Here is a 15,423-nt window from a genome sequence, read left to right on the forward strand (position 1 = left end):
ACTCCTGCCCTGCTTTCCAGAGTGACCTACCCCACACGGTACGGATGCCTGAGAGATTCCGGGGAGGAGTTGCTCCTTCGGCGCCCCGACCAGCGGTTTTCGCGGTCGGAGACTCTCCCGAGCGGGCTCTGCGGTCGCCGCCCAGGGTACCAGCGGGAGGCCCTCCGATCACGGGTGCGTCAGGTCACTCGGGGTCTACGCGCGTCCCCCGGACGGTCCAGCGCGCCGCCCGTCCGGGCGCACCCCGGTAGCGACCGCCCGATTCATGGCTTTTGGTGTGAAGTGGCGACCGGCACGGGTGCTCCGGCCGCCTTTCTGCGGGACTTCCGCAGGCTCAGCGCACGGGAGGAAAGAGTGCAGACCGACATCGACCCACGGGACCTCATCGGTCACAAGGCCGTCGACCGCAACGGAGACAAGATCGGCACGGTCGACGAGGTCTACCTGGACGACGCCACCGGCCGGCCGGAGTGGGCCGCGGTCCGGACCGGCATCTTCGGCCGGGACGCCTTCGTCCCGCTGACCACGAGCGAGTTCTCCGGCGAGGAACTCCGGGTGCCGTACGACAAGTCGCTGGTGAAGGAGTCGCCGGACTTCGGCGTCGGCCAGCACCTGTCCCCCGCCCAGGAGCTCCAGCTCTACCGCTACTACGGGCTCGACACCTCGATGGACGGCCGCCCGAACGGCGAGAACGGCAGCCACGCCAAGCAGCCCGACCTCGACTTCGGCACCACGGCAGCAGCCGCCACCACCACCGCGGCGGCCCCGGCCAAGCCGCTCACCTTCCACAGTCCCGAGCGCTCGCCCGAGCCGGCCCCGGCCAGGACCCCGGTTCCCGCCGCCGCCGCGCCCGGCTCCACCGCCCCGACCCTCACCGTCGCCGACACCACCAGGACCGCCCCGGAGGCCGACATGCGGACCCTCAGCACTCCCGCGGCCGCCAGCACCGCCTCGACCGCCCCGCCGACCACCCCGTCCGTGGCGCCCGCCCTGGAGCCGAGGCCGCACTCGCAGCCGGCCCCCGCGCCCGCCCCGGCGGCGTCCGCCCCCACCACGACCACCGCCGCGAACACCGGCTCCGCTCCCAGCGGCCCGGTCGAGATCACCTGCCGCGAGGAGCGGCTGGAGATCACCACCGAGTGGCACACCCTCGGCACCGCGAAGCTGCGCAAGTACGTGACGACCGAACAGGTCGAGCGCCGCGTCCCGGTGGTCCGGGAGCGCGTCCGGGTCGAACGGATGCCGGTCAGCGAGGCCGAGCGTGCCGCGCTCACCGAGAAGGACATCGCCGAGGCCGTCGAGGAGGTCACCCTCCGCGAGGAACGCCCGGTGGTCCACAAGCACCTCGCCCCCATCGAGCGGGTCCGCCTGATCGTCGAGCGGTACACCACCGAGGAGATGGTCCGGGAGGAGCTCCGCCGCGAGCACGTCGAAGTCCACGACACCACCGCCGGCCAGGCCCACGGCTCGCCGACCGACTCGACCCCGGCCGCCGCCTCGTCCCGCCCGGCCCCCGTACGGCCGCTCGTCTGACACCACCGCGCGACAAGGGCCCCGGACACCGTCCGGGGCCCTTGTCGCGTACCGGACCGTTCGCCTTTGCCAAAGCTTAACCACTCGATATTTGACACTCTGAAGTATCACCCGGCATGGTTACTTCAGTTCATTCACTATGTACGAGAGGAAGCAACCGTGAGTGAGGCACCACAGCCCACCACCGCGGCCGAGAAGCAGAGCAGCGCCCGGGTCCTGCCGGCCCTCATCCTGGCGATGCTGTCGTTCAGCGTGGTGCAGACCGCGGTCGTCCCGATCCTGCCCTCGCTGGCCAAGGAACTGAACGTCTCCGCGTCCAGCATCACCTGGCTGATGACCGCCAACCTGCTCTCCGCAGCCGTGCTGACTCCTCTCCTGGGCCGCTTCGGCGACCTCCGGGGCCGCAAGCCGATGCTGCTGATCTCGCTGGCCGGCCTGGTCGCCGGTTCGGCGCTGGCGGTCAGCACCCACTCCTTCACCTGGTTGGTCGTCGCCCGCGTCCTCCAGGGCGCCGGCGGTGGCGTCCTGCCGCTGGCGATCAGCATCGTCCGTGACGAACTGCCCAAGGAGAAGGTCACCGGCGGCGTCGCCGCCATCAGCGCCTCGATGGGCGTCGGCTCCGGCCTCGGCCTGGTCGCCACCGGCCTCCTGCTGGAGCACTGGGACTACAAGTCGATCTTCTGGATGGGCCTGCTCTTCGGCCTGCTCGCGGTCGCGCTGGTCGCCTTCCGCGTCCCGACCGACCCGGTCACCGACAAGGAGGGCGGCGCCGACCCGCTGGGCGCGATCACCCTGGCCGGCTGGCTCTCCGCACTGCTGGTCGCGGTCAGCCAGGGCAACCACTGGGGCTGGACCTCCAACAAGACGCTCGGCCTGTTCGCCGTCGCCGCCGTGGTCGCCCTCGTCTGGGGGATCATCGAGACCAAGGTCGCCCACCCGCTGGTGGACATGAAGATGATGGCCCGTCCGGCCGTCGCCTTCACCAACGTGGCCGGCCTGCTCATCGGCTTCGGCATGTACGGGTCCTTCATGGTCATCAGCAACTTCGCCCAGACCCCGGAGAAGCTGACCCACTACGGCTTCACCGCCACCGTGCTGCACGCCGGCATCATGCTGCTGCCGTCCGCGATCGGCTCGATGGTCGCCGCCCCGGTCGGCGCCCTGCTGATCGCCCGTCGCGGCCCGCGCCTGCCGCTGGTCCTCGGTGGCGTCCTCGGCGCCGTCGCGATGGCCTACCTGGCCGTGCGCCACGGGCGCGAGGGTGACATCTACACCGCCTCGGCGATCTTCGGTCTCGGCGTCGGCCTCGCCTTCGCCGCGATGCCCGCCTACATCAACGGCGCCGTCCCGGCCGAGCAGAGCGGCATCGCCAACGGCATGAACTCCGTGCTGCGCACGGTCGGTGGCGCGATCGGCACCGCCGTCATGGCCGCCATCCTGACCGGCGACCTCATGAAGCTGCCGCCGCAGATCCCGCTCTCCCTGCCCACCCTGGACGCCTACAAGCACGCGTTCTGGACCGCGGCCGTCGTCTGCATCGTCGCCGGCGTCGTCCCGTTCCTGATCCGCGGCGCCAAGTCGGCCGCCACCCCGGCCGTCGTCGGCGGCTCGGCCCAGCAGGACTCCAGCCCCGCGCTGGTCAAGACCGACGCCTGACGAGGCGTCCGGCCCCCGCGCTCAGGGACAGGGCGCGGGGCCCGGCCTCCGTGCGTCGCGAGGGCATCACGAACGTACGGGGTCCGGCACGGTGATCGGCCCCACCCGGTACTCCCCCACCGGGTGGGGCCGCTTCGCGTTTCAGGCCCCCTCGGCCGGACCGCCGTCCGCGCCCGCCGCGCCGTCCGCCGCCCCCTCGTCCTGCCGCAGCGGCAACGCCCGGGACGGTTCGAGCGCGGGGTCGTCCACCGCGAAGGTCCGCACCCGCCCCGGCCCGCTCCACGGCGTCTCGAACCGTACGGTGACCCTCCCGACGCCACTGCCCTGCACCCAGCCCGGGCCGAACTCCTCGTGCCGGACGTCCTGTCCGGGCATCCATCGCCGCACCACGACGGCCTCCGGCTCCTCCTCGGCCTCCACCGCCTCGGCCGCCGCCTCCACCTGCTCCGCGGCCTCCTCCCGCAGCGCCTGGGCGAACAGGTCCTCCTGGGTGTAGTCGGCGAGTTGGGCGACGCCCACGCCGAGCAGCCGGACCCCGCCGGTGATGTCCACCTGCTCGGCCAGCCGGCGCGCGGTCGCGGTGATCACCGTCTCGTCGTCGGTGGGGCCGCCCAGCGTCTCCGAGCGGGTCAGTGTCGAGAAGTCGAACCGCCGCACCTTGAGCACCACCGTCCGCCCCGAGCGCCCGGCCGCCCGCAGCCGCCGCACGCACCGGCCGGCCAGCGCCTCCACCTCGCGCAGCACCCGCTCCCGGTCGGCCAGGTCCACCTCGTAGGTGTCCTCCACCGACACGGACTTGGCGTCCTGGTCCGCGACCACCGGCCGGTCGTCCAGCCCTATGGACATCTGGAAGATCCCGGCGCCGTGCGCCCGCCCGACCAGCTGCACCAGCTCCGCCTCCCCCGCCTCCGCGAGGTCGGCCACCGTGTTCAGCCCGGCCCGGCGCAGCACCTGCTCGGTGGCCGGCCCGATCCCGGGCAGCGCCCGCACCGGCATCGGGCCGAGCACGGCCCGCTCCTCCCCGGGCTCGATCATCACGAGGCCGTCCGGCTTGGCCTGCTCGGAGGCGATCTTGGCCATCAGCTTGGACCCGGCCGCCCCGACCGAGCCGGTCAGCCCGGTCAGCCGGTGGATGTCCGCCCGCAGGTCCTCCGCCAGCGCCAGCACCAGCTGCTCGCCGGTCTCGTGGTCCGCGTCCAGCAGCGCCGGGCCGTACGGGCCGGCCTCCAGGTCCACGAAGGCCTCGTCCAGGCTGAGCGGCTGCACCAGCGGGGACAGCTGCCGCAGCAGCCCCATCACGATCTCGCTGTTCTGCCGGTAGGCCTCGAACCTCCCCGAGAGGAAGGCGGCGTTGGGGCAGAGCCGGCGCGCCTGGGCCATCGGCATCGCCGAGTGCACCCCGAACCTGCGCGCCTCGTACGAGGCCGTGGAGACCACGCCGCGCCCGCCGAGCCCGCCGACGATCACCGGCTTGCCGCGCAGGCTCGGCTTGGCCGCCTGCTCCACCGCCGCGAAGAAGGCGTCCATGTCGAGGTGGATGATGCTCGGCAGAGATCGCACCCGCCGATCATCGCGTACGGGTCCGACAGTGCGTACGAACCCGGCCGGACGCCTGCCCGGCCGCTACCTCCTCGCCGCCTCCGCCAGCGCCTTCGGGATGCCGTCCTCGGTCGGCCCGAGGAACAGCGGGTCCGGCCGCAGCCAGGCATCGGCCGCCGCCTTGCCCGCCCCGGCGACCTCCCGCAGCCCGCCGTACAGCCAGGTCGCGTCGTGCAGTTCCGGCACCCCGACCGCGTAGGAGCGGATTCCCGCCGCCTCGCACAGCGCCAGCGCCCGGCGGACGTGGAAGTCCTGGCTCACCAGCACCGCGTGGTCCACCCCGAAGATCCGGCGCGCCCGGGTGCAGGAGTCCCAGGTGTCGAAGCCCGCGTAGTCCCGCACCACGCGGTCCTCGGGCACCCCGTGCGCCGTCAGGTAGGTGTACATCGCGTCGGGCTCGTCGTACTCGACCCGCCCGTTGTCCCCGGTCACCAGGATGGCCTGCACCTTCCCCTCCCGGTACAGGTCCAGCGCCGCGACCAGCCGGTGCTCCAGGTACGGCGAGGGCTTGCCCTGGTCCAGCCCGGCGCCGAAGACCACCGCGACCGGAGCGGCGGGCGCGCTCTCCACGGTGCCCACCCGGTCCCCCGCGGCGCACCACACCCAGGCGCTCGGCGCCAGCGCCAGCGAGCAGAGCACCGTTGCTACCTGGAACACCCTGCGCTGGGTCCGCCGCTGCCGCAGCCGCGTCGCCAGCAGCCCGGCCCTGCGCCGCAGCAGCCCCGATATCCCGGTGCCGACCTCCACGTGCCCTCCCTCGATCACGTCAACCGGGGAGGACGACGGGGCCGCGGGGGGGGGGGGGGGGGCCGCCCGCGCCCCCGCCCGCCCCCCCCCCCCCCCCCCCCCGCCCCCCGCCGGGGGGGCGGGGGGGGGGCGGGGGGGGCGCCGGCGCCCCCCCCCCCCCCCCCGCGGCCCCGTCGAACGCCTGCTCAGACCGCCCGGTTGCGCCGCTGGGCGAGCTCGTCGGCCGGATCGTGCCCCACCAGGGTCTCGCCGGTGTCGGTCCGCTCGGCGTGCAGCCGCCCGAGAGTGAGCTCCAGCTCCTGCCAGACCGCTCCCACCGCGATGCCGAACACCCCCTGACCGCCCTTCAGCAGGTCCACCACCTGCTGCGGCGTGGTGCACTCGTACACCGTCGCGCCGTCGCACATCAGCGTCATCCCGGCCAGGTCGGCCTGGTCGGCGGTCTGGAGGTGGGCGACGGCCACCCGGATGTTCTGCAGCGAGACACCCGCGTCGAGCAGCCGCTTCACGATCTTCAGCAGCAGGATGTCGCGGAAGCTGTAGAGCCGCTGGCTGGTCGACGGGTACGCGGTGCGGACGCTGGGCTCCAGCAGTCCGGTGCGGGCCCAGTAGTCCAGCTGGCGGTAGGTGATGCCGGCCGCCGCACAGGCCGTCGGGCCCCGGAAGCCGAGGAGGTCGGACGTCGGGGACAGCCGCTCGATGGCCGGCTGGCCCGGTTGCACGGCCGGGAACCTGCCCAGCCGCGGGAGGTCCGTGACGGAACGAGCGGTGCGCGGCATGTGCACGGCGCACCGGCCTCCCACGGCCGCGTCATCGCCGGTGCTTCTCATGCCTGCCTCCGTCCACTTGTGCTGCGGGCAACCCGACTGCGGGCATCGGCCACCCGGACAGCCACTCCTGACGGTAGGCAGTCCCCTATGACCCGTCAACGATCGCCACGCCGGGCCAGACAAACCACATCACTCAGGAGAGTGGTTTTTCGTGCCCCTAGTGTGGGTAGATGGACGATTTTTGGCAAAACGGTGGGCCAACTGGCCGCACGGTCGGGCCCCGCTACTGCGGACCGCCGCCCCCGAAGTCCTCGGGCGACACCTGGTCGAGGAACTCGCGGAACTTCTCGACCTCGTCCTCCTGCTCGTCCGGGATCGCGATGCCCGCCTCGGCGAGCACCTCCTCGCTCCCGTAGATCGGCGTGCCGGTGCGCAGCGCCAGCGCTATGGCGTCGGACGGGCGGGCGCTCACCTCGACCCCGCCGGCGAACACCAGCTCGGCGTAGAACACGCCCTCCCGCAGGTCGGTGATCCGGACCTCGGTGAGCTGCTGGCCGAGCGCCTCCAGGACGTCCTTGAAGAGGTCGTGCGTCAGCGGGCGCACCGGCGTCATGCCCTGCTGGGCGAAGGCGATCGCGGTCGCCTCGCCGGGGCCGATCCAGATCGGCAGGTAGCGATCTCCCCCGACCTCCCGCAACAGCACGATCGGCTGGTTGGAAGGCATCTCCACTCGGACACCCACGACGTCGAGCTCATTCACACAGGCAACCCTATGGCTCCGCTCCCGGATATGAAAGCGCAGGGCCGACGCCGCTGGTCAGCGCGGTGCAGCCGGCGCCGCTAGCTCCGGGTCCGCAGACCGGCCTGGACCATCGCCGCGTGCAGCCGTACGGACAGCGTGGCGAGTTCCCGGGCGGTGGCCTCCGCGTGGGCCCTGGTCTGCGGGTTCCGGTGCCGGCGCAACGGCGCCACCACCTGCTCCACCAGCGCGATCTCGCGGTCCGCCGCCGCCTTCATGGCCCGCAGGTGCCGGGGCTCCAGCCCGTACCGGCCGAGCTCGGCGACCAGCCGGGCCACCTGGAGCGCCTCGCCGTCGTAGCCGCCGTCCGGGCCCGGCGCGACCAGCCCGTAGGACTCCCACTCGGCCAGCTCCGGCTCTCCGGCCTCGGCCGCCGCCAGCAGCTCGGCGCGCCCCAGCCGGACGCCGGAGGGCACCTCGCCGGCGGCCACCAGTTCCCGGTCCGCCTCCTCCAGCGGGCCGGGCCGGGTGTCGGCGGCGGAGGGCAGCGCGGGCGGGCTCTCGCCGCGCTCGATGGCGTCCAGGTGCTCGCGGATCACCCGCAGTGGCAGGTAGTGGTCCCGCTGCATGCGCAGGACGTAGGCCAGCCGCTCGACGTCGGCCGGACTGAACTTGCGGTACCCCGAGGGCGTCCGCTGCGGCTCGACCAGCCCCTCCGCCTCCAGGAAGCGGATCTTGGAGATGGTGACCTCGGGGAAGTCGTCGCGCAGGAAGGCCAGCACCGCGCCGATGCTCAGCAGTTCGTCGGCGGCCCGTCGGCGCCCGGCGGGCCGCTCGGCGCGGACCGGCCGGCGCGGGCCCGCGACCACCCCGCGCCCGCCTCGGTCCGCCTGCGGACCGGACGCGGTGGGGGTGGCCGCCCCGAGAGAAGAGGAAGGGGAATTCGTATTCACTCGGGCTCCCGCCGACGTCGCTTTCAGTACCCCCGGTTGTGGCCGGCGAAGAACACCAGCCGGTACTTCCCGATCTGCACCTCGTCGCCGTTGTTCAGCGACACCTCGTCGATCCGCTCCCGGTTCACGTAGGTGCCGTTGAGGCTGCCCACGTCCGCGACGCTGAAGCCGGCCGGGGTGCGGCGGAACTCCACGTGGCGGCGCGAGACCGTGACGTCGTCCAGGAAGATGTCACCCTGCGGGTGACGACCCGCCGTGGTGACGTCCGAGTCCAGCAGGAAGCGGCTGCCGGAGTTCGGGCCGCGCTGCACGATCAGCAGGGCCGAGCCCGGCGGCAGCGCGTCGATCGCCGACAGCACCTCGGCCGACAGCGCCGGCGTGGCGCCGGTGCCGGTCGTGGTGGTGGGGTCGTACGACTCCAGGCCGGAGATGGAGATGGTCGACGTGGTCTCCGCCGCCCCCTCCGGGAGCAGGCCACCGCGCAGCGCCGTGCCGCAGTTGGAACAGAACCGCGCCGAGGCCGGGTTCTGGTTGCCGCACCTGGGGCACGGAGTGGGGCCAGCCATGTTCACAGCCTCCTGGCGCGGCACACCCGACGGGTTGTGCCCGGCGTACGGATCCGGGGCAAACCCTCCACCAGAGGTTGAGGGTCCTGACGGGAAACCTATGCGCGGCTCGCCGGAGGGGTCAACCGACGCGCCGTAGCCCGCCGGATTCCCGGCGTACTGGGCGGCGCCGCCGTCCCGGTACAGCTGCTGGCCGTACGGCGCGGCCTCGGGGGCCGGGCGCATGCCCGGCACCGCGGGCTCGTCCTCCGGCCGGCGGTGACGCGCGGTGGGCGCCTCGACGGCGGCGGCGTCACGGCCCTTGTTGCGACCGAACAACTTCGAGAAGAAACTCACGGGCGAATCCCCTTGCGTGTGACAGACCCGCCCGCGGGGCAGGGTGAGAACCTCGGACATGCTGCGAGCCCGGTCTTCGCGGCTCGGGCCCGCCGGAGTGGCACTCCGGCGGCTGGTACTGCGGTTGTTGCTCCGGAGCGTACCGGTGCGAACCAGTCTCGCCCACGTGACGGCGGCGCCCCGCAGCGGGTGCCGCCCGCCCTTGACGGGCCGTTCGCCGGGCGCCCCGTCACTTCGAAGCCGGCTTGGCGTACTGCGGCGCCTTCGGGTCCACGAGGGCGTCGACGACCACCTTCTGCTGCTGGGTGATCGTCGCCCGCGCCTGGTGGCTCTCCAGCGTACGGACGACACCCCCCGGGATGTTCAGCGCGGGGGTCAGATCCTGCGGGTTCCCCACGACCGTGAAGCGGTAGGGCTGCGAGACCTTCTTCCCGTCGATCTGCACCCCACCGGCCGACAGGTCGGTGAAGTAGGTGTTGACCACCACGCGCACATCGTTGATCTGAATCGCCTCCGCCCCCGCCGCTCGAAGTTCTTGCAGGGTGTCCAGCAGCATATCCGCCTTCACCTGCCCTTGGGGATCATCGACCGTGAGTACGATGCCCGGACCAGTGGCTTTGACGGTACCGGCGAGCACACCGAGTTCCGTCGCCTTCTTCCTGGTCTGCTCCTGGGCCTCCTTGGCCTGGTTGGAGCTGTTCTCCAGCTTCGCCAGGGACTGCTCCAGCTCCGCCTTCTCCTGCTGGAGACGCTGCTGACGGCTGTCCAGTTCGTCGAGGATCCGCACCAGGTCCTCCTGGCGGGCCCCGCGCAGCTGGCTGTGGTGGTCGTTGGTCGACCGCACCTGGATCGCCAGCCCCAGACCGAGCGAGAACAGCAGCAGAGCCACCACCAGCTGCCCGCGCGACAGCCGCGGCGGCCAGAGCGCCGCCTTCAGGCGCCGCCGGCCGGCGTTCCGCTCCGCGGCGGGCTCGGGCGTGGACGCGGGCTCGGCTGCCGCGTCCGGCTCGGGGTCTGCTTCCGGCGCAGGCCTGGGCTCGGGCTGAGCAGCGGGCGCGGGCTCAGCGGCGGGCGCGGGCTCAGCGGCCGGCGCGGGCACCGGCTCGGGCTTCGCCTCGGCCCCGGGCCCGGACTCCGGCTCGGCCGCCGGCGTCACCTCGGGCGCCGGCCCGGGGACCTTGGTGAGCCGCAGCGTCGGCTCGGGCACCGAACCGGCCTCAAGCTCAGCCTCAGCCTCAGACTCCTCCGCCGCCTCGGCCCCGGCGGTCTCTCCCGCGGTCCGCCCGGCCGTCTCAGCAGCCCTGGCCGGGTCCGCCGCGCCCTCCGGCCCGGGCTCCCCGTCCGGCTCCCGCTCGGGTGCGTCCACGGCCTTCTCGACGGGCTTCGCACCCGACTGCTCGACCGCCTTCCCGTCCGACGAGCCGCCCGGCTGCCCGGCGGCCGGCTCGACCGCCGCCGTCTCCCGCTTCTCCGCCGCCTCGCGGCCGGGCTCAGGCACGGAAGACATGGCGCCGGATCGCGGCGGCGTTGGAGAAGATGCGGATGCCGAGGACGACGACCACACCGGTGGACAGCTGCGAGCCGACGCCCAGCTGGTCGCCGAGGAAGACGATCAGCGCCGCGACCACCACGTTCGACAGGAACGAGACGATGAACACCTTGTCGTTGAAGATCCCGTCGAGCATCGCCCGGACACCGCCGAACACGGCGTCCAGCGCCGCCACCACCGCGATCGGCAGGTACGGCACGACGGCGTCCGGCACCTCGGGTTGGACGAAGAGGCCGACGACCACCCCGATCACAAGACCCAGTACGGCAATCACGGTCTGGCTGCTCCTGTCCCTGTCGGGGTCTTGGTGGTTCCGGTCGGCGGACGCCGCTTGGCGGTGGAGGTACTGCTCGTGGCGGTCGGCGAGACGGTCGCGGACGGCGAGGCCGGTGGTGGGACCGACGCGCCGGGGCTCTCCTGGGTTCCGGCCGACGGCGTGCCGACCGGAGCCGTCGGGGCCGCCGCGGGCGAGGCCTCGGGCGTCACCGACTGCGCGGTCCGCAGCGTCACGCCCACCGCCGCCGGCAGCGTCAGGTTCTTCTGCACCGAGAGCGTCGACTTGATGCCGTACTGCTCCTGGAGCAGTCGCAGGTACTGCCCGGCCATGTCCTTCTCGAAGGCGTTGAGGAGCTTCGAGCCGTCCCCGATCGCCTGGACGCTGTACGGCGGCACCAGCGGCCGGTTGTCCACCAGCACCGCCTCGCCCGCGGCCCGGATCGCGGACAGCGCCGTCAGCCGCTGGCCGTTGATCGCGATCGCCTCGGCCCCGGAACCCCAGAGGCCGTTCACCACCAGTTGCAGGTCGCGGTCCCGCAGCCGGCCGCTGTTGGAGAAGCCCTGCGCGGCGCGCGGGTCGACGTTGCCGCCCAGGCCGGTGCCCGCGGCGTCCTCCAGGACCAGCTTCACGCCCGGCCCGGTGACCTCGCCCAGTCCCACCGCTCCGGTCACCCCGCCGGGATCGGCCTCCCCCGAGGCCAGCGCCTGCTGCTGGGTGCTGTCGACCTTGAGCCGCAGCTGCTGCACCTGCTTCTGCAGCCGGTCGGCCGAGGTGTTGCTGTCGTTGATCCGGTGGATCAGCGCGTCCCGCTCCTTGGCCAGCGACGGCTCGGCCTTGTGCGCGTTCACCGCGCCCACCGTCACCACCGCGCCGACCAGCGCCAGCCCGGCGCCCAGCGTGAGCAGGCCCTGCAGGGTGCCGGGCATCCTGCTGTCGCGGGCACCGCCGCGCGCGGCGGCCGCCTCCGCGTAGCCCTCGTCGAGGCTGTGGTCCATCACGTTGGTCAGCAGGGACATCGAGGCGTCCGGACGGTTGTACCGTCCGTTCGGGGCACTCGGCGTCGGCGTCGCTGGCATGGAGACCATCGTCCCACGCCGCCGAGCGGGCCCGTGCACGGCCCCTGAGCTGCACACACGCTGCACACATGACGGAAAGTGACGGATTGTTCCGAATGGTGCGAAAACGGACGGCGGGGCGCACGAATCACACCGTGCGCCCCGCCGTTCGAAGCAGTTCCGGACTCAGGCCGTGCTCAGCTCCGGGACGTCACCGCCCCGCTCCGTCGACCACGGCGGCCCACTCGTCCAGCAGCGCCTCGGTGGCCTCGTCGTCCGGGCCCTCCGCCCACAGGTGGGTGACCGCCTCGGCCGGGTCCGGCAGCACCAGCGTCCAGCGCCCGTCCGTCTCGACCACCCGGACGCCGTCGGTGGTGTCCAGCCGACGGCTGCCGGCCGCCTCCACCACCGAGCGCATGACCATGCCCTTGGCCGCCCACGGCGTCGCGATGTCCCGGCGCCGGATGTGCGCCTGCGGAATCCGCGCGTCGATCTGGCTCAGCGTGAGCTGGGTCCGGGCCACCAGGCCGACCAGCCGGACGAACGCCGCGGCGCCGTCCAGCACCCCGCTGAACTCCGGCACCACGAAGCCGCCGCGCCCGTCCCCGCCGAACACCGTGCCCTCGGCGGAGGCCGCCTTCGCGAGGTCGTCCGGCGTCGTCGTGGTCCAGGTGACCTGGGTGCCGTGGTACGCGGCGACCTGCTCGGCGATCCGGGTCGTGGTCACCGGCAGCGCCACCTGCCCGCTGCGCCGCTCGGCCGCGACCAGGTCCAGCAGCACCAGCAGCGCCCGGTCGTCGTCGATCACCCGGCCGAGCTCGTCCACGAACGCGACGCGCTCGCCCACCGGGTCGAACCGCACCCCGAAGGCCGCCCGCGAGGAGGCCACGAGCTCGCCGAGCCTGGCAAGCCCGGCCCGCCGCGTCTCCGCGTCCTCGGTCGGCCGCGCCTCGTCCAGCCCGCTGGAGACGGTGAGCGCCTCCACCCCGAGCCGGCCGAGGATGCTCGGCAGAACGAGGCCCGCGCTGCCGTGCGCGGTGTCCACGACCACCTTCAGCCCGGCCTCCCGGACGCCGGTGGTGTCCACCGTCCGCAGCAGGTTGCCCGCGTAGGAGTCGAAGACGCTGGACGGGAAGGTCAGGTCGCCGATCTCGCCGGGGAAGGCCCGCCGGAACTCCTGGCGCGCGTAGACGCGGTCGAGCTTGCGCTGGCCGGCCTGGGAGAGGTCCGCCCCGCGCTCGTCGAAGAAGAGGATGTCCAGCGAGTCCGGCACACCGGGCGTGGTCCGCAGGAAGATCCCGCCCGCGCTCCCCCGCGCCGTGTGCTGCCGGGCCACCGGCATGGGCACGTTCTCGAGGTCGCGGACGTCGATCGCGGAGGTCTGGAGCGCCGAGATCATCGCCCGTTTGAGCGCACGCGCACCACGCGAGTGGTCACGCGCGATGGTGACGGTCGCGCCCTTCTTCAACGTCGTCGCGTACGCCCCCGCCAGCCGCACGGCCAGCTCCGGGGTGATCTCGACGTTCAGGACGCCCGAGACGCCGCGGACCCCGAAGAGGTGCTCCTGGCCGCGCGACTCCCAGATCACCGAGGTGTTGACGACGGCGCCGGCCTCGATGGTCTTGAACGGGTAGACCCGGACGTTCGCCCCGATGATCGACTCCTCGCCGACCAGGCACTCGTCCCCGATCACCGCGCCGTCCTCGATCCGCGCGGCCCGCATCACGTCGGTGTTCTTGCCGACCACGCAGCCCCGCAGATTGCTCTGCGGCCCGACGTACACGTTGTCGTGCACCACCGCCTTGTGCAGGAACGCGCCGCGCTTGACGACCACGTTGCTGCCCAGCACGGTGTGCTCGCGGATCTCCGCGCCGGCCTCGACCTTGGCGTAGTCCCCGATGTACAGCGGCCCGCGCAGGACCGCCTCCGGGTCCACCTCGGCGCCCTCGGCCACCCAGACCCCCGGGGAGATCTCGAAGCCGTCGAGCTCGACGTCGACCTTGCCCTCCAGGACGTCCGCCTGGGCCTTGCCGTAGCTCTCGTGGGTGCCCACGTCCTCCCAGTAGCCCTCGGCGACGTAGCCGTAGACCCGCTTGCCCTCCTTCAACAGCTGTGGGAAGACGTCGCTCGACCAGTCGACCGACTCACCCGCCGCGACGTAGTCGAAGACCTCGGGTTCCATCACGTAGATACCGGTGTTCACAGTGTCGGAGAAGACCTGCCCCCAGGTCGGCTTCTCCAGGAACCGCTCCACCCTCCCCTCGTCGTCCGTGATCGTGATGCCGAACTCCAGTGGGTTCGGCACCCTCGTCAGACAGACGGTGACCAGAGCGTTCTTGCTGCGGTGAAAGTCGATCAATTCCGAGAGATCGAAGTCGGTCAGCGCGTCACCGGAGATCACCAGAAAGGAATCGTCCTTGAGCGCGTCCTCGGCGTTCTTGACACTCCCCGCAGTGCCCAGTGGCGTCTCCTCGTGGGCATAGGTCAGATGCATGCCCAACTCTTCGCCGTCACCGAAATAGTTCTTGACCAGTGATGCCAGGAACTGCACGGTGACGACTGTGTCGGAGAGGCCGTGCCGCTTCAGCAGCCGAAGCACGTGCTCCATGATCGGCCTGTTGGCGACCGGAAGCAGCGGCTTCGGCATGCTGGAGGTCATCGGGCGGAGTCGGGTGCCTTCGCCCCCTGCCATTACAACGGCTTTCATTACGGGTGCGTCCTCCTTCGCGGTGGTGGACCAGCAGGTCCATCAAACCGTTCCAGAAGGTTCTCTACCCGGAAGGTATCGTCCGACGCACCGATGAGGCGTGGGGCTTCTCTCAGATCAGGTCTCAGACTGTGGACGCCGAGCCCGCGGTGCTGCCCCGGACGATCCGCCTCGCCTGGACCGCGTAAAGAATCGCGGCCCACCAGTACAGCGTCGTCCCCCACCAGATGAAGGCCCAGCTCACCACTTCGGCCGGCCGGGCGATCCAGCTGTCCACACTGCCGAGCAGCAGAAGCGGAAACGCGTACATCAGGTTGAAGGTCGCGGCCTTCCCCAGGAAACTCACCTGGAGCGGGCCGTAGCCGTGCCGGTTCAGAATCGGCAGCAGCGCGGCGATGAATACCTCACGGGCCAACAGGATCGCGGTGAGCCACCACGGCAGGATCTCACGCCAGGTCAGTCCGACCAGCGTGGAAAGCACATAGAGCCGGTCGGCCAGCGGGTCGAGCAGCTGCCCCACCCGGCTGATCTGTCCCCACCGCCGGGCGAGCTTTCCGTCCAGGTAGTCGCTGACCCCGCTCAGCGCCAGGATCAGCAGTGCCCAACCGTCATTGTTGGGTCCGTCGAAGACCGGCCACAGGATGAGCCAGAGAAACAGCGGAACACCGACCAGCCGGCCCATGCTCAGCATGTTGGGGATGGTGAGGACGCGATCGGTCTGGACCCGCGTCTCCTGGACCTCCACCCGGGGGCCCTCCTGTCCGATACGACGACAATTGCATGTTGACCCTACAACAGAGAAGCCCCCGACCGGTCACCCGGCGGGGGCTTCTCTAGAAGAATTGTTCGGCGGCGTCCTACTCTCCCACAGGGTCCCCCCTGCAGTACCATCGGCGCTGTAAGGCTTAGCTTCCGGGTTCGGAATGTAACCGGGCG

Annotated in this window: 13 protein-coding genes, 1 rRNA gene and 1 riboswitch; of the genes, 2 read left to right on the forward strand and 12 right to left on the reverse strand. The window is 72.0% G+C overall.

Annotation, left to right across the window (positions count from 1 at the left end):
• Window positions 1–26 precede the first annotated feature (26 nt).
• A riboswitch (glycine riboswitch) is annotated at window positions 27–130 on the reverse strand.
• Between the two features lie 224 nt (window positions 131–354).
• Both ACIQI7_RS30225 and ACIQI7_RS30230 read left to right on the forward strand, forming a co-directional pair.
• The gene (locus ACIQI7_RS30225) at window positions 355–1,533 is read left to right on the forward strand and encodes a PRC and DUF2382 domain-containing protein (protein ID WP_401116090.1); all 1,179 of its coding nucleotides are present in this window, start codon (window positions 355–357) and stop codon (window positions 1,531–1,533) included.
• A 159-nt stretch (window positions 1,534–1,692) separates the two neighbouring features.
• Entirely contained in the window at window positions 1,693–3,189 is a 1,497-nt protein-coding gene (locus ACIQI7_RS30230; RefSeq protein ID WP_387760126.1) for an MFS transporter, read from the forward strand.
• Window positions 3,190–3,330: 141 nt separating this feature from the next.
• Here ACIQI7_RS30230 and ACIQI7_RS30235 read toward each other — a convergent pair whose 3' ends face one another.
• The 12 genes from ACIQI7_RS30235 to rrf form a co-directional block, all read right to left on the reverse strand.
• On the reverse strand, window positions 3,331–4,749 hold the full coding sequence (locus ACIQI7_RS30235; protein ID WP_401116093.1) for a DNA polymerase IV: 1,419 nt from the start codon (window positions 4,747–4,749) through the stop codon (window positions 3,331–3,333).
• A 63-nt stretch (window positions 4,750–4,812) separates the two neighbouring features.
• Window positions 4,813–5,535 carry a vancomycin high temperature exclusion protein gene (locus ACIQI7_RS30240; protein WP_401116096.1) on the reverse strand — a complete coding sequence of 241 codons (723 nt, stop codon included), beginning with the start codon at window positions 5,533–5,535 and terminating at the stop codon, window positions 4,813–4,815.
• Window positions 5,536–5,720: 185 nt separating this feature from the next.
• Window positions 5,721–6,365 (reverse strand): MerR family transcriptional regulator, encoded by a 645-nt coding sequence (locus tag ACIQI7_RS30245; protein ID WP_401116099.1) that lies wholly within the window; start codon window positions 6,363–6,365, stop codon window positions 5,721–5,723.
• A 223-nt stretch (window positions 6,366–6,588) separates the two neighbouring features.
• A complete protein-coding gene (locus ACIQI7_RS30250) occupies window positions 6,589–7,065 on the reverse strand; it encodes a bifunctional nuclease family protein (protein WP_030062493.1) in 477 nt (158 codons plus the stop codon).
• Between the two features lie 80 nt (window positions 7,066–7,145).
• On the reverse strand, window positions 7,146–7,841 hold the full coding sequence (locus ACIQI7_RS30255; RefSeq protein ID WP_401116119.1) for a MerR family transcriptional regulator: 696 nt from the start codon (window positions 7,839–7,841) through the stop codon (window positions 7,146–7,148).
• A 179-nt stretch (window positions 7,842–8,020) separates the two neighbouring features.
• The gene (locus ACIQI7_RS30260) at window positions 8,021–8,899 is read right to left on the reverse strand and encodes an FHA domain-containing protein (RefSeq protein ID WP_387760131.1); all 879 of its coding nucleotides are present in this window, start codon (window positions 8,897–8,899) and stop codon (window positions 8,021–8,023) included.
• A 229-nt stretch (window positions 8,900–9,128) separates the two neighbouring features.
• A complete protein-coding gene (locus ACIQI7_RS30265; protein WP_401116122.1) occupies window positions 9,129–9,998 on the reverse strand; it encodes a DUF881 domain-containing protein in 870 nt (289 codons plus the stop codon).
• 391 nt (window positions 9,999–10,389) lie between these two features.
• On the reverse strand, window positions 10,390–10,722 hold the full coding sequence (locus tag ACIQI7_RS30270; protein ID WP_030062488.1) for a small basic family protein: 333 nt from the start codon (window positions 10,720–10,722) through the stop codon (window positions 10,390–10,392).
• Complete coding sequence (locus ACIQI7_RS30275) at window positions 10,719–11,801, reverse strand: DUF881 domain-containing protein (protein ID WP_401116103.1); 1,083 nt, start codon at window positions 11,799–11,801, stop codon at window positions 10,719–10,721. The genes ACIQI7_RS30270 and ACIQI7_RS30275 overlap by 4 nt, the downstream gene beginning before the upstream one ends.
• 190 nt (window positions 11,802–11,991) lie before the next feature.
• Window positions 11,992–14,487 carry a sugar phosphate nucleotidyltransferase gene (locus tag ACIQI7_RS30280; protein ID WP_401116106.1) on the reverse strand — a complete coding sequence of 832 codons (2,496 nt, stop codon included), beginning with the start codon at window positions 14,485–14,487 and terminating at the stop codon, window positions 11,992–11,994.
• Between the two features lie 124 nt (window positions 14,488–14,611).
• The gene (locus ACIQI7_RS30285) at window positions 14,612–15,232 is read right to left on the reverse strand and encodes a CDP-alcohol phosphatidyltransferase family protein (protein WP_387760136.1); all 621 of its coding nucleotides are present in this window, start codon (window positions 15,230–15,232) and stop codon (window positions 14,612–14,614) included.
• 99 nt (window positions 15,233–15,331) lie between these two features.
• A 5S ribosomal RNA gene (rrf, locus tag ACIQI7_RS30290) occupies window positions 15,332–15,423 on the reverse strand; the annotation flags it as partial.

The sequence above is a fragment of the Kitasatospora sp. NPDC092039 genome (assembly GCF_044756065.1).
Taxonomy (GTDB): domain Bacteria; phylum Actinomycetota; class Actinomycetes; order Streptomycetales; family Streptomycetaceae; genus Kitasatospora.